This window comes from Synechococcus sp. H70.1, from assembly GCF_047502705.1.
Taxonomy (GTDB): domain Bacteria; phylum Cyanobacteriota; class Cyanobacteriia; order Thermostichales; family Thermostichaceae; genus Thermostichus.
The window spans coordinates 1-12,358 of the sequence record NZ_JANSIV010000013.1 but is presented as its reverse complement, the minus strand read 5'-3'; the positions used below and the strand labels follow the sequence as shown (position 1 = coordinate 12,358).

The 12,358-nt window shown below is 63.6% G+C and carries 14 protein-coding genes; 3 read left to right on the top strand and 11 right to left on the bottom strand.

The window, feature by feature from the left end; genetic code table 11:
* On the top strand, positions 1-1,391 hold a 1,391-nt coding region (locus NW827_RS00780), incomplete at its 5' end, for a hypothetical protein (protein ID WP_414503223.1).
* Positions 1,392-1,476: 85 nt separating this feature from the next.
* Here the strand turns inward: NW827_RS00780 and NW827_RS00775 are convergent.
* The 8 genes from NW827_RS00775 to NW827_RS00740 form a co-directional block, all read right to left on the bottom strand.
* Complete coding sequence (locus NW827_RS00775) at positions 1,477-1,611, bottom strand: hypothetical protein (protein ID WP_414503222.1); 135 nt, start codon at positions 1,609-1,611, stop codon at positions 1,477-1,479.
* Between the two features lie 142 nt (positions 1,612-1,753).
* Positions 1,754-2,941 carry a PEP-CTERM sorting domain-containing protein gene (locus NW827_RS00770; protein WP_414503221.1) on the bottom strand — a complete coding sequence of 396 codons (1,188 nt, stop codon included), beginning with the start codon at positions 2,939-2,941 and terminating at the stop codon, positions 1,754-1,756.
* A gap of 90 nt (positions 2,942-3,031) precedes the next feature.
* Positions 3,032-3,595, bottom strand: coding sequence for a transposase (locus NW827_RS00765; protein WP_414503220.1), 564 nt, complete (start codon positions 3,593-3,595; stop codon positions 3,032-3,034).
* Positions 3,565-4,068: a winged helix-turn-helix domain-containing protein gene (locus NW827_RS00760; protein WP_414503219.1), complete on the bottom strand. Its 504-nt coding sequence runs from the start codon at positions 4,066-4,068 to the stop codon at positions 3,565-3,567. The genes NW827_RS00765 and NW827_RS00760 overlap by 31 nt, the downstream gene beginning before the upstream one ends.
* A gap of 161 nt (positions 4,069-4,229) precedes the next feature.
* Positions 4,230-5,099, bottom strand: coding sequence for a dihydrodipicolinate synthase family protein (locus NW827_RS00755; RefSeq protein WP_414503218.1), 870 nt, complete (start codon positions 5,097-5,099; stop codon positions 4,230-4,232).
* 3 nt (positions 5,100-5,102) lie between these two features.
* Positions 5,103-5,600 (bottom strand): zf-TFIIB domain-containing protein, encoded by a 498-nt coding sequence (locus tag NW827_RS00750; protein WP_414503217.1) that lies wholly within the window; start codon positions 5,598-5,600, stop codon positions 5,103-5,105.
* Positions 5,597-6,265 carry a hypothetical protein gene (locus tag NW827_RS00745; RefSeq protein WP_414503216.1) on the bottom strand — a complete coding sequence of 223 codons (669 nt, stop codon included), beginning with the start codon at positions 6,263-6,265 and terminating at the stop codon, positions 5,597-5,599. The genes NW827_RS00750 and NW827_RS00745 overlap by 4 nt, the downstream gene beginning before the upstream one ends.
* 25 nt (positions 6,266-6,290) lie before the next feature.
* Entirely contained in the window at positions 6,291-6,821 is a 531-nt protein-coding gene (locus NW827_RS00740; RefSeq protein WP_414503215.1) for a hypothetical protein, read from the bottom strand.
* 106 nt (positions 6,822-6,927) lie between these two features.
* On the opposite strand from NW827_RS00740, the gene NW827_RS00735 reads away from it, so the two are divergent.
* Both NW827_RS00735 and NW827_RS00730 read left to right on the top strand, forming a co-directional pair.
* Positions 6,928-7,830, top strand: coding sequence for an FHA domain-containing protein (locus tag NW827_RS00735; protein ID WP_414503214.1), 903 nt, complete (start codon positions 6,928-6,930; stop codon positions 7,828-7,830).
* A gap of 1 nt (position 7,831) precedes the next feature.
* Entirely contained in the window at positions 7,832-8,344 is a 513-nt protein-coding gene (locus NW827_RS00730; protein ID WP_414503213.1) for a GerMN domain-containing protein, read from the top strand.
* Here the strand turns inward: NW827_RS00730 and NW827_RS00725 are convergent.
* The 3 genes from NW827_RS00725 to NW827_RS00715 all read right to left on the bottom strand — a co-directional run bounded on the left by NW827_RS00725 (position 8,341) and on the right by NW827_RS00715 (position 11,875).
* Positions 8,341-10,455 carry a hypothetical protein gene (locus tag NW827_RS00725; protein ID WP_414503212.1) on the bottom strand — a complete coding sequence of 705 codons (2,115 nt, stop codon included), beginning with the start codon at positions 10,453-10,455 and terminating at the stop codon, positions 8,341-8,343. The two genes, NW827_RS00730 and NW827_RS00725, sit on opposite strands and share 4 nt — an antisense overlap.
* 60 nt (positions 10,456-10,515) lie before the next feature.
* A complete protein-coding gene (locus NW827_RS00720; RefSeq protein WP_414503211.1) occupies positions 10,516-10,686 on the bottom strand; it encodes a hypothetical protein in 171 nt (56 codons plus the stop codon).
* Between the two features lie 187 nt (positions 10,687-10,873).
* Positions 10,874-11,875 (bottom strand): alcohol dehydrogenase catalytic domain-containing protein, encoded by a 1,002-nt coding sequence (locus NW827_RS00715; RefSeq protein ID WP_414503210.1) that lies wholly within the window; start codon positions 11,873-11,875, stop codon positions 10,874-10,876.
* Between the last annotated feature and the right edge of the window lie 483 nt (positions 11,876-12,358).

Sequence of the window (12,358 nt, the reverse complement as noted above, 5' to 3'; positions counted from 1 at the left end):
ACTGGCGCAACAACACAGGCAGCAACAGCCTTGTGAACACGGGCACGCTGCGCAAGACCACCACTGCTGATTTCATGATTACGGTACCGATGCAGCAGCAGAGTGCCATCGTGGATGTGCAGGCGGGCACGCTGACCCTTTGGGCGGGTAGCAACACGCATCAGGCTGTGCGTTGGCGTGTTGCCAGTGGAGCGTCGTTGGTGTTGCCGACGGGCGCCACGCACACCTTTGTCGGAACCCACAGCGGCGCCATCGCAGGCACGCTCATTCAGACGGGTGGTGTGGTGCAGGCGGGCGGCGACGGTGCGACCTTCAACTTCACGGACACGGGCTATCAGTGGCGGGATGGCACGCTGAACGGGGGTTCGGCGGGCTTGACGAACGCGGAGTTGTTGCGGATAGTTGGCGGCTATGAGCGCTATCTTTCGGGTGTGTTGGTGAACACGGGCACGCTGGTGCAGGAGGCTGGGACGACCTACTTCAACGGGGCGAGCCTGCGAAACAGCGCGACGGCGGAGGTGCGTGCAGGAAACTGGCGCAACAACACAGGCAGCAACAGCCTTGTGAACACGGGCACGCTGCGCAAAGTCTCACCCGACCCGAACAACCCGACCTCGTTCAGCATCACCGTGAACACGACTAACAGTGGGCGCATCGATGTGCAAAACGGCACGCTGAGCGTCTCCAACCTAACTCAGACGGCAGGCGAGACGCGCCTCCATCGCGGGGCAACCCTGAGCGTGCGCAACCCGCTGGCGATGCAGGGCGGTAAACTCACGGGCGCGGGGCAACTGAGCGGCGCGCTCAACAACACGGCGGGCACGATTGCGCCGGGCATCGATGACCCCGATCAGCCCGACCTGAACCCGCTGGGCATCCTAACCATCGACGGCAACCTGACGCTGGGCAACGACGCCGTCTTTGAGGTGGAGCTGGCGGGCACGGACAACTCCAACCCTGCTAACCCGCAGTATGACCAGCTGATTGTGGGGCAAAGCGGCTACACACGCACCGTGCAGCTGAACGGCACGCTGCGGGTCAAGGCGCGCGATGGGTACACGCCTGCGACGGGGGATACCTTTGACATCTTGGTGCGCTCTGGCTCGTGGAACCGCACGGGCGCGTTCCACACGGTGGAGGTAGACCCCGACACGCTGCCGTGCATCGCGTTTGAGGTGCAGTATCTGTCGGATCGGGTGCGGTTGACAGCGCGCCTGACGACTGATCCTGATGTGAACGGCGACGGCTGCGTGGATGACGCGGATCTCTTGGCGGTGCTGTTCGCGTTTGGTCAGACGGGCAGCAACTTGGCGGAGGACATCAACTGCGACGAGGTTGTGGATGACGCCGACCTGCTGAGCGTGCTGTTTGCGTTCGGCAGTGGGTGTTAGCCCTCCCTCACCCCCTACCCCTCTCCCACGCTGTGGGAGAGGGGCGTGCCGCACGCTGACCTGTTTGGAGTGCTGAAGCGCAGCTTCAGCGTCGGCGGAAGCTCCGCTTCCGCACTCCATAACCCTCTTTGCCCGCTGGCGACAGACGGACGCCGCGCGCCAACCCCTCTGGAGTGCTGAAGCGCAGCTTCAGCATCAGGCGGAAGCTCCGCTTCCGCACTCCACATTCCCCTCTCCCGCCCCGCGGGAGAGGGGGACAAGGGGGTGAGGGCAACAGAATCGCGCACGGAGGGACAGCCCCTGTGTCTGCCCTGCTTCTTGTGGGAAAGTGGGGGCAGACACGCAGGTCTGCCCCTACGGGATCACTTCCTGCGCCGACGCAGCGCGAGCAGGCTCACCAGCCCGCTGCCCAACGCCAGCATGCTCGCAGGCTCTGGCACGACCTCGTAGATGTCGAGGCGATCGAACGAGCCCGAAGTGTAGCCTTCATTAACTCCCGCGCCTGTGAAGCCGTTCACGACGAAGATAAACATCCGCCCGTTCCACAAGCCCCAGCTGGCATTCAGGAAGGTGTTGGGGAAGCCGACGGGGTTGTTTCCGTCATCGACCTGTTCAGAGCCGTTCAGTTCGTTGACGCCCACAGATGTTCCGTTGCCGACATTGTAGATGAATATCTTGTTCTGACCGCTGACGCGCTGATTGTAGAGGACAAGGCTGGAGAAACCGCTGAAGTAGACCTCATTCACAGGGATGTAGGCGACGAAGGCTTGCGCTAACGCACCCTCGTTCCAAGTAGCGATGTTCGTGGGGGTATTGAAGGCAGTCGCGCCTGATGCGGCGGCTCGCGTCGCGACAGCAACCGCGCCTTGAGTGCGAATGTAGAGGTCGCCGTTGGGCGCGAAGGCGTAGTCGCGTGTGGAGGTCGCGCCGCCCACAGGTCCTGCGTTGCCCGCGTTGGTGCCCGTGCTCAGGTCGAAGCGGCGCACAATCGTCGAGCCGAACACACCTACGGCAAGCGTCTCCCCACTACCCGAGTATCCTGGGTCGATATCTATCGTGTCGTATCGGTTCACGCCCGCCCCCGACAGGGTAAGCGTGCCTCCAGACGCCCAACCCGTGACCAAGTTGCCGTTCAGGTCGTACTTGCGGATGCCTGTGTTGGCGGCTGTGCCGTCACCCAAGCCGTATCCCCAATACAGATGATTATCGTGATAAACCAGGCGCGTGTCGCGCGAGCCGCCCGCCGCGCTGACAGTGACCGACCACCCCGATGGTGCAAGCGCGCCGCTATTAGTGCCAAGCAGCGTGCCTATATCACCCACTTGCACCAAGCGCACGGTTTGCACGCCCGCAGCATTGTGCCAGCTGCTCACATACAGGTTGTTCCCGTCAAAGGCGACATCGCCGATGGCTTCCGCGCCCGCGAAGGTCGTGTTCAGGTTGAAAGTGCGTCGGTGAACAATCGTGTAGTTCGCGAAGACAAAAGTTTGCGCCAAGATTGCGCCGAGCGCAAGCACCGCACTTAGGCGCATCATCTCCATTCGTCTCATAGGTAAGCCTCCTGTACCTCAGTGATTGGGGTCTGCGCCCTGTGCTTTGGGCGCGCCTACCTATTATACCAATCGCCGAGTCAAAGTTTACTAATCGCACGGCAAATCCTCCAACGCCTCCCGTATCCAATCCCAACCCACTAAACGCACCATCCCTTCACGCAACCCACCCAACGCACCCTCCACCGCCGCCAGCTTCGCCGCCAACGACCCATACACTACACCCTCTACACAACGACGCACCTCACAAAACACACGCTCCACTGGATTCAACTCAGGAGAATACGCAGGCAAATACACCAACGCCATCCCCACCTCCTGTACCTCACGCGCCCGATGAGAACCCGCATTATCCCACACCACGACCTCTACCCCCAACGCACGCCATTCCGACAACGCCGCCACTGCCGCCTCCTTCCCTAAACGCTCCGACCAACGCCACCACACCTCACCCGACAACGGGTCAACGGCTACCTGCAAGTACCGCCACTTGTACGAACGCTCCACCCGCTGACACAACTTGACCCCGCGCACCGTCCAACGCCGACGCACCTGACCGATGAGCCCAACACGCATCTCGTCCACAAACACCACCCGCTGCCCCGCGCGCACCCCCTGCGCCGTCAACGCCTCGCGAAACCCCCTTTTTTCCACTGCGCCTGTAGCGCAGCGTCCGCACGCACCGCCATCGGACGCGGTACCTTGCGCCGAAACCCCAGCCGATGGAAGAGCCGTCGCATCTGACGCTCCGACAGCGCCACGCCCAGTGTCTCGCGACACCACGCGGCTGCCTCGCGGAGCGTGCGAAAGCCTTGCGTAGCGGCGTGCTGGATAAGCTGTGCCTGTTGGTCGGGGGTCAAGCGTGAACGCGGCGTGGCTCGGTTGCCCCCGCGTGTGCGACGGGTGAGTTCGTCCAGTCCCCCTGTGCGATACCAAGTGAGCCACTTGTGAATGGACATTCGCGAGACGCCCACGATGAGGGCGACTTGTCGGGTGGGTGTGCCGCGTCTGAGCAGGAAGAGGGCTTGGAGGCGTTTGGCAATGTGGATGTTGCGTTCTTGTTTGTAGCGTGCGTAGAGTTCTTCGGCGGTGTGTTTCCAGTCCACTATGAGTTTTCGTCCGCGCATAGGTAGTCCTCCTGTGTGTAAGGTAGGCAGGAGTATACCTTATTGGTAAACTCTGAACGCGCGATTGGTATTAGTCTCCGTGTGCGTGGGGGGATTGTACCCGCACACGCGGGAAGACTTGACAAGGTGGCAAGTTGGGTTATTAGGTCTGACACTGGGCGCTACGACATAACCGATTCCCACACCCGCTCCAACTGCGCCCGCTGCGTCTCGGTTAGGTCAGAGAGTGGCGGGCGCACGGATGCATACGGGAATCCCGCGAGTGCCAGCGCGTACTTGAAGTTCGCGGGGGCAGGGAAGGCGTCTATTGCGTCGGCGGCGGCGTCAATCAGCTTCTGCAGACCCGTGCAGTCCGTGCCCTGTTCGAAGGCGTGGCACAGCGCGACCATGCGCGGCAGGTAGACATTCGCCAGCCCGCTGATTGACCCTGCACCCCCGCTCTGCAGGCAGCGCGTCAGCAGTTTCTCCTCGCCGACCCACACGCGCAGGCGCGGTGCGTACTTCAGGAACTGCCCCAGCGCACGCACGCTGCCCGAACTGTCCTTGATGCCGTGCAGGTTCGGATGCTCCAGCAGTGCGTCCACAAGCGCGGGGGTGAGTTTGACGCGCGTGCGCTGCGGGATGTTGTAGAGGATGACGGGCAGCCGACTGGCGTCCAGCACGGCGCGATAGAAGGCGATTAGCCCTTCCAGCGTCGCGGGGTAATAAAACGGCGGGGCGACCATCAGCGCGTCGCACCCCGCTTTCGCTGCCTGCCGCGCCAAGTAGAGCGCCTCGTCCAGACTGCACGACAGCACGCCTGCGATGACCTGCAGTTGCCCACTGCCCTGCACGGCGAGTTCGTACAGTTGCGTCTTTTCGGGCGCGCTCAGCGACGGTCCCTCGCCTGTGGAGCCTGCGACCACGACGCCCTGTGCGCCGTGCGCCTCGAAGTGCGCCAGCAGCTGCACAAAGTAGGGCGCGTCAATCGCCCCCTCTTGCGTGAACGGCGTAATCGCCGCGACATGCACCCCCGCGCGGATTAGTTGCATAGGTTAGATTGGCAATCGCGGTCGGGCACGCAGGAAGTCGAACAAGCCGCGCCAGAACTCGGCGCGCGCCCGCACTTCCGATGCCTCCGCTTCTATCTGAGCAACCGCCATTTTCGCTTTCGCCTCAGGGGGGATTTCCATCGCACGCGCGTCCCGAACTACCTGCGCCATCTTTTGCAGCTCGCCATCGTCTATCCACACACCCCCGCACTGGTCACAGGTATCCAGCACGATATTCGTTGTGTAAAGGTAGTTGTAGGAGCGCAACGGTTGGCGACATACAGGACAGAGCTTTTCCCACGGTGGGTCGTAGGCAACAATCTCAGCTTGGTACAGTGTATCCAGACGGGGCAAGATGCTCTCGTCGATATCGTGCAGCCGCTTCAACTCATCGGCATCGAACCAGATGCCTGCACACGCGGGGCAGACATCAATCGTCACGCCGTAGTGAATCTGCGGCTTTAGTTCAATCTGGCACACGGGGCACAATCGCTCTCTCATGGTTTCTCCCCTACAGGCTCGCCGCGCAGGGTCAGCGCAAAGTCACCCTCCACTGCGCCCGCGCGCATGTTAAGTGTACCCCGAATTTGGCGTGTCCAGCCCGACTGCATGTCCACATGGACGGTCATTTCGCCGCGCATTTGGGGCAGCGAGTCGGGCATCGGCTCCACCTGCACGCGGATACGGTAGCACTTTGCGCCGTCCAGCGTTTCGACGCCCTCCAGTTGGCAGAGGTACTTCACTTCGAGGCTGCCGACGCGCTCCATACGCCCCCACTGCGCGCCGATGCGCACAGGGCGGTCGGGGTAGGCGTAGGCGAACGCGCCGATGACGAAGACTCCCTCGTCCAGCGGCGTCTCGCGCCCGTCGGGGTGCAGCCGCCAGCGTGTTTTGGGCTTGAGTTCGCCAAACGGTGCAGCACTCGCCTGGAGGCGTTGCAGCGCGTCAGGTTCCATCTGCAGCGTGCGCTCGGCGATTGCGCTGCCGTCCGACTCCACCGACAGCACGCGGTCGATGTAGTGCAGCTCCAGCGTGTCGGTCTGCCCGCGCAGCTTGCCCTGCAGGGTCAGCGTATAGCGCCACTGGTCGCCCGCGCGCAGGGTGCGCCGAATCGTATGCTCTGGCTCGCCGCAGCTCGCAATCAGCCATCCGGCAAGCCAGAGCAAGCTCACCCAACGCGCGGCATACCCTTTAGAACTGGTAGCCAATTGTAAACGACAAGCCGTTGGCGCGGTCGCGGTTTGCGCCGAAGCGGTCGGTGATGTCGAGGTTCAGCTCCGCACTGTACGCCTCGTTGAACCACAGGGTCAGCCCGATACGCCCACCGAAGATGTTCTTGCTCGGTCCTGTGGTGTCCACGACATAGAGTCCCACGCCGAGTCGCAGTTGTAGCCGCGCGTCGCTGTTGTTGACGGGCTGCTCGTACACCTGCGTCACCAGCAGGCTGGTAATCGCGCCGCGCGAGCCGCCTGTCTGGTGCGTGAATAGGTCTGCGCTCAGTTCGGTGGCGTCGCTGCCAAACAGCGGCACGCCGTCCGTTGCAAAGGTCAGCCCGACGGCGAACCAGGTCTTGTTGAACGCCTGCAAGTCGGTGTCCGACGGGAAGTACGCGCCGAAGCGCAGTCGCGCCGCCGCCGTCTCCAGCTGCGCTGCCGCCGTCGCGAATGTCAAAGTCATCAGCGCGCCCAGCGCGCTCCAACGAATCCAGCGAGTCATCATCATCCAGTCAACCTCCGTGTTCTGTTGGGGGATCCCGCGCAGGCAGATTCGCGCCCCCGCGCATGTTTCCTGCCACTTCCGACGGCGATTTTGCGGGTATCATGGGGGTATGCAGACCGAGACGACAGTAGCGGTCGGCGGAGAGGCGACTGTCGCCATCGCGCCCGCGCCGCAGACCACGCAGGCGATGACGCCCGCGCAGTGCCCTATTTGCGGGCAGATGAACCCGCCTGGCGAGATCTACTGCATCGAGTGCGGCTTCCTGCTCAGTAGCGCCGCGCCCATAGAACTCGCCCCGCAAGGCGCGTACCCAAAACTGCGCGACGCTGCAGGGCGCGAGTTCCTGCTCAAGGCAGGCGAGAATATCATCGGGCGCGACCCCAGCAGCGATGTGCTGATTAGCGACGGCACGGTCAGCCGACGCCACGCCTGCATCATTATCGAAGAGAACCACGCCTACATTCAAGACTTGGGCAGCACGAACGGCACACAGCTCAACGGGCAGCCCGTCGGCGCGGAGCGCACCCCGCTACCCCCAAACGCCCAGCTCCAGTTCGGCAGCGTGCTGATGACACTGGAGCTGCCCGAAGGCTTCGAGACACCGACTGTCGCCGCCGAGGTCGCCCCGCCGCTGGCGTACCTTGTCGGCGTCGACGACCCCAGCCTGCGTTTCCCGCTGTATGCCCGCCCGCAACGCATCGGGCGACGCGCAGGCAACGACATCGTGATCCCCGACGCCTATGTGTCGGGACAGCACGCCCAGATCGAAATCGTCGGCGCGGATGTGCGCATTACCGACCTTGGCAGCACGAACGGCACTTTTCTGGGCGAGACGAAAATCGCGCCGAACATGCCGACCACCGTGCCCCCCGACGCGACGCTGACGCTGGGTAAGACGCAGTTCCGCATCGAATGGGCAACCGCTGCCGAGCCGACCGAAGCGTCCGACACACCCGCTACCGAAGCCGATGCCGAAACGCAAGCGCACGACGCGACGACCGACGAGGCATAACATGAACGAAGCGCGCCGCGTGCAGGGCATGCTGGGTGTGCTGTTTGTGGCGATTGCCGCGCTGGCAATCGCGGTGGGCGTGTGGCTGCGTCTGACGCCCGCCCCGCCACCTCCGCCGCCCGCACCGCCCCGCGAAGCGCGTATCTATATTCCGAAAGTGGACGCTCAAGGCGAGCTAACCTACGAGAGCAAGCCTGTCGCCATCCAGAACCCCAACGCCGCGTACACGGAGGTGTTCGAGACGCTCATTCGCGAGTCGGGCGTGTTCCCCAAAGGCGCGCGGCTACTCGGCGCGACCGTTCGGGACGGTACGCTGCAGCTCAACTTCTCGCCTGAGCTGACCCAGAACTTCGAAGGCGGCTCGGACGATGAAGCCGCGCTCGTCAACGCGATTACCAGCACTGCAGGCAGCTTCCCGAACATCGAGCGCGTGCAGATTCTGGTCGACGGCAAGCCCATCGAGAGCCTCGGCGGGCACATCGACCTCTCGCACGCGCTGCCCGTGAGCCGCTAAGGGCTCGCCCCTGTAGAGAACTCGGCGCGACGGCTCTGGCTGAGAATATACCGCTCAAACTGGCGCAGCGGGAGCGTGAATTCGAAAACGATATTTACTGCCGTCTCCAGCGTCGCCTCTGTAGGGTCTTCCTGCAGCCCTGCCTCTTGAAACACCTTCTTCCAATCCACACCCTCGCGATTGACCCCTGACGACACTGTGTAAAGCCTATAGGTGCGCCATCCAGGTTCGCTTTCTGGCTTCAGTACACTCAGCTCATTGATGGGCTTGCCCTGTACAACGCGGAACGCAGGCATGTCTGGCGCCTGTCGAAGCCCCTCGTGTACAAACTCAGGAAACTCATCCGCATCGAGACCCCGCGCGATAGCCAAGCTTTGCTTATGGTCGTCGGGTAAGTCGCGCAGCAACTGTTCGGGGGGCGGGAAGTCGTGGTAGAGCGCGGCGCGGAAGAGCCTGCGCTGTGGCAGCGTGAGCGTACCTTCGGGAATCCATTCGCCCGAAAGCGCATGCTGCCGCTGGGACGCACTCAGCGACACCCAGAACCGCAACGCAGGCAAGTTACTGTAGAGCGAGCTGTTGTCGAACGCTGTCCAGAACTGGAGCCTGCCGCGCCGTCGCGCCCACGTGAAGCCGCGCGCCTGCTCATCGCTAATCGCCGCCGCCAGCGTCGCATAGTCGTCCAGCGAAAGCCACTGCCACGCCAGCCACTTCGCCTCCAACGGGCGCACGATACGCTCTGGGATTTCGAAGCGGTTCAACATCCAGAACCGCTTGTGGCGCGCCAGCAGGTAGCCGCTTGGGTCAAAGCGCAGCCACAGGTCGCCGCTGAGCAGGGTCAGCAGCGCACTTGGGTTGTCAAGCTGATCACGATACCAAGCAGGCACATAACGGCTGGCGTCGCTGATGACGGGGTAGCCTATGCGCCACGCGACCCACTCCAGCACATACGCACTCAGCAGCGGCTCGTCGCGGTTCAAGACGGGTTTGGGGCGGTCAAGCGGTTTGCGCTCCTTGAGGCGCTCGTTCCACTCTTCCATCGGCGTCGCCCATGAGTCCCACTGCCGCCAAGTCTCCGTCTCCGCAAGGTACTCCTCAAGCGGTAGGGGCAGCCGGCCAGGGACTACGTTCAGGAACTTTTCGGTTTTCCCGTCGTACTCGAACACTGAAAGCGTGACGATTTGGTACTCCAGCGAGTCGCCCCACGCTGAGAGGCGCACCCAGTAGCCGCCCCATTCAGGGTTCGGAAACGGACGCACTTCGATATATTTTCCGCTTTCAGAGTCATATCGGAGCAGGCTCTCTGCGTCCGTCTGCGTGCAGCGTGTCCAAAACGGTAGCAGTACGCGCGGCGGTAGCGGCGAAACATCGGGCGTGGGGCGTGTGCTGAACCCAAGCGTGTGCCCCGCCAGCAATCTATTCATGGCGGCGTCCCCTGCTTCGCTCAAACAGTGCAGCAGGCTGCCTTCCGTATCCCCGTCTGAAAAGAGGGCGTTTCGTTTCGGTTTCGGCGGCTCGCCTTGCGGGCTATACTCAGACAGATAGTGCGCCACCAGCGGTTTTATGCGCTGCTCCCGCGTCATCTGACGCTGGGCAGCCCTCTCTTCCATCAGGTAGACCGAGTACGGCAGGTCAGCAGGATATTCTCTGGTCTGAAGGTACGGCGCCATCGCTTCGGCGCGAGCGTCGGGCGGCATCCGCAGCCACTCACGAGCAACCTGCACCACCTCGCGCAGGGCACGCTCCGTCGCCGCACGGTCATCCCGCAGGGCGCGCTCCAACGCACGGCGCGTCTCATCAGGCAGGTACAGCACATAACTCCCGCCCTCATCCCGCCGCCAACGCCACCCAAACAGCGAGGCGATTTGCTCCAGTACCTCACGCGCGGGACGGTTCTGCACATAGACCGCCAGCTTCGTCTCGCGCAGGGCGTCTTGGCAGCGCAACGGAACGCCTGTTTGCTTGCGGATGTCGTCCAGCACTTCGGCGAGGCTGGCAAGGCGTTGCCACACGGTAATCGGCTTGTGCAGCGCGTCGTCGGTCAGCACGGTCTCTTGCGCCACTGCGAGCAGCAGTGCGCTACTTAGCCAAGCGAACACCATCCAGAAACGCATCGTCTCACCCTGTCCGACAGTTCGCACGGTGCAGGGCGATTCCTGCCGTTTGGTTGCCCGCTACGGCAGCAGTTGCTCCACCGCAAGGGGTGCGTCGGGTACACACAGCGGGCAGACCTGCCCCGTGATCCAGCGGCGCATCGGCAAGCTGGGACGACGACGCACCTTCGGCTTATTGACTGTGCGGCTCACAGACCCAATTGTAATACCAATCGCCGAGCCAGAGTTCATAATTGCCCCCCTCCTTTGGGTTCCCCCCGCTTCGCGAGGGGAACCGAGCGTAGCGCGTGGGGTTGCCCCGCTTCGCGAGGGGAACCGCGAGAGGCGCGCCTACTCGGTTCCCCCTGCGGGCAGGGGGAACCTTAAGGAGGGGGTCATCAACTGCTGTTTTTTGTGAGCTTTGGCTTGGCGATTGGTATTACAGAGGCAACACAATGACCTTGAGCGCCTCGGCGCGGCGCAGCAGCGCGTAGCCTTCGGGTGCGCTCTGGAGCGGCAGGCGGTGCGTAATCAACCGCTCCACAGGTAGCCCGTTGGCGATGAGCGTCAGCGCCGTGCGGATCTCCATATGACTGGCGGAGTAGCTGGGCACAAGGCGCGTCTCGCGGAAGTAGAGGTCGTGCCACGGGAGGGGGAACCGCGCGTCGGGCGGCGCAGGCGTGAACAGCACGACCGCCCCATCGGGCGCGACGATTTGTAGGGCAAGTGCCAGCGCAGGCTCGCTGCCCGGTCCCACGACGACGACTGCCGCGCCGTCGCGCAGCGCACGGGGCGCATCGTCAGCGTGCAGCGGCGTCGCGCCCAGCGACTCGGCGAACGCCAGCCGATGCGCCAGACGGTCAATTGCGTAAATCTGCCCCGCGCCCCACGCCTGACCCAGCAACAGGTGCAGCATGCCCATCACGCCCATCCCGATGATCGCGAGCGTGTCGCCGTGTTTCAGACCCGCGCGGCGCAGCGAGCGCACGACACACGCCAGCGGCTCCACGAACACTGCCCGCTCGTCCGACACATGGTCAGGCACGCGCAGCAGGTCTATCCGCACAATCGCGGCGGGCGCGATCAACCGCTCGCTCAGCCCGCCGGGAACGAGCTTCGTGCTGCGCCAAGTGGGGCAGTGGACGAACGCCCCGCGCTGACAGAGGTCGCACTGCAAGCACGGCGCATGGTGATGCACGACCACGCGCTCGCCGACAGCAAGCCCCTGCACACCCTCGCCCAACGCCTCAATCTCGCCGACCAGCTCGTGCCCAGGCGTCAGCGGCGCCTTGCGCAGGGTGTACCAGTCCATCACCTCGCCCGTACACAGCCCGCACGCGCGCAGGCGTATCAACGCCTCGCCTGCCTGCAGGGGGGGCAACTCGACGCGCTCCCAGTGGTACTCGCCGTCAGGCGTCAGTCGCCAAGCGTGTGTGTGCATAGCGGGAGTATACCTGCAGGAGATGCGCCCTGCGACGCACCACGCAGCGGTTTTTCGGCGCACGCAGCGGTTTGCCTGCTAACCCGCGTCGTCCGTGCATAAGGGGGTAGGTCTTTTGCGAGCGTGCCTGCTCGCGGCGTTGCCGAGCAAGGCATTTCTGCCTTCATGCGAGCGAGACGCTCGCGCTCCCAGCACGCGCGACGCTGGGAATGCGGGCGTCCCACCGCCATGCCAACCGCGCGAGAAAAAACCTGCCCCTTTGAGCGAGGCGAGAGAGGGGGATTATGGAGTGCGGAAGCGGAGCTTCCGCCCACGCTGAAGCGGACGCTTCAGCACTTCAAACATGTCCGCGCGTGGCTCCCCTCTCCCACGCAGTGGGAGAGGGGCTGGGGGTGAGGGCTAACACCCGCTGCCAAAGTTGAACAGTACCTCCAGCAGGTCGGCGTCGTCGATGGCGCCGTCCCAGTTGAGGTCTTCGTTGCG

Excerpts from the sequence above, each read along its gene's own strand:
- NW827_RS00730 (WP_414503213.1), top strand. The coding sequence starts at position 7,832 with ATGAACGAAGCGCGCCGCGTGCAGGGCATGCTGGGTGTGCTGTTTGTG.
- NW827_RS00720 (WP_414503211.1), bottom strand. The coding sequence starts at position 10,686 with ATGAACTCTGGCTCGGCGATTGGTATTACAATTGGGTCTGTGAGCCGC.
- NW827_RS00760 (WP_414503219.1), bottom strand. The coding sequence starts at position 4,068 with ATGCGCGGACGAAAACTCATAGTGGACTGGAAACACACCGCCGAAGAA.
- NW827_RS00770 (WP_414503221.1), bottom strand. The coding sequence starts at position 2,941 with ATGAGACGAATGGAGATGATGCGCCTAAGTGCGGTGCTTGCGCTCGGC.
- NW827_RS00740 (WP_414503215.1), bottom strand. The coding sequence starts at position 6,821 with ATGATGATGACTCGCTGGATTCGTTGGAGCGCGCTGGGCGCGCTGATG.
- NW827_RS00750 (WP_414503217.1), bottom strand. The coding sequence starts at position 5,600 with ATGAGAGAGCGATTGTGCCCCGTGTGCCAGATTGAACTAAAGCCGCAG.
- NW827_RS00715 (WP_414503210.1), bottom strand. The coding sequence starts at position 11,875 with ATGCACACACACGCTTGGCGACTGACGCCTGACGGCGAGTACCACTGG.
- NW827_RS00735 (WP_414503214.1), top strand. The coding sequence starts at position 6,928 with ATGCAGACCGAGACGACAGTAGCGGTCGGCGGAGAGGCGACTGTCGCC.
- NW827_RS00755 (WP_414503218.1), bottom strand. The coding sequence starts at position 5,099 with ATGCAACTAATCCGCGCGGGGGTGCATGTCGCGGCGATTACGCCGTTC.
- NW827_RS00725 (WP_414503212.1), bottom strand. The coding sequence starts at position 10,455 with ATGCGTTTCTGGATGGTGTTCGCTTGGCTAAGTAGCGCACTGCTGCTC.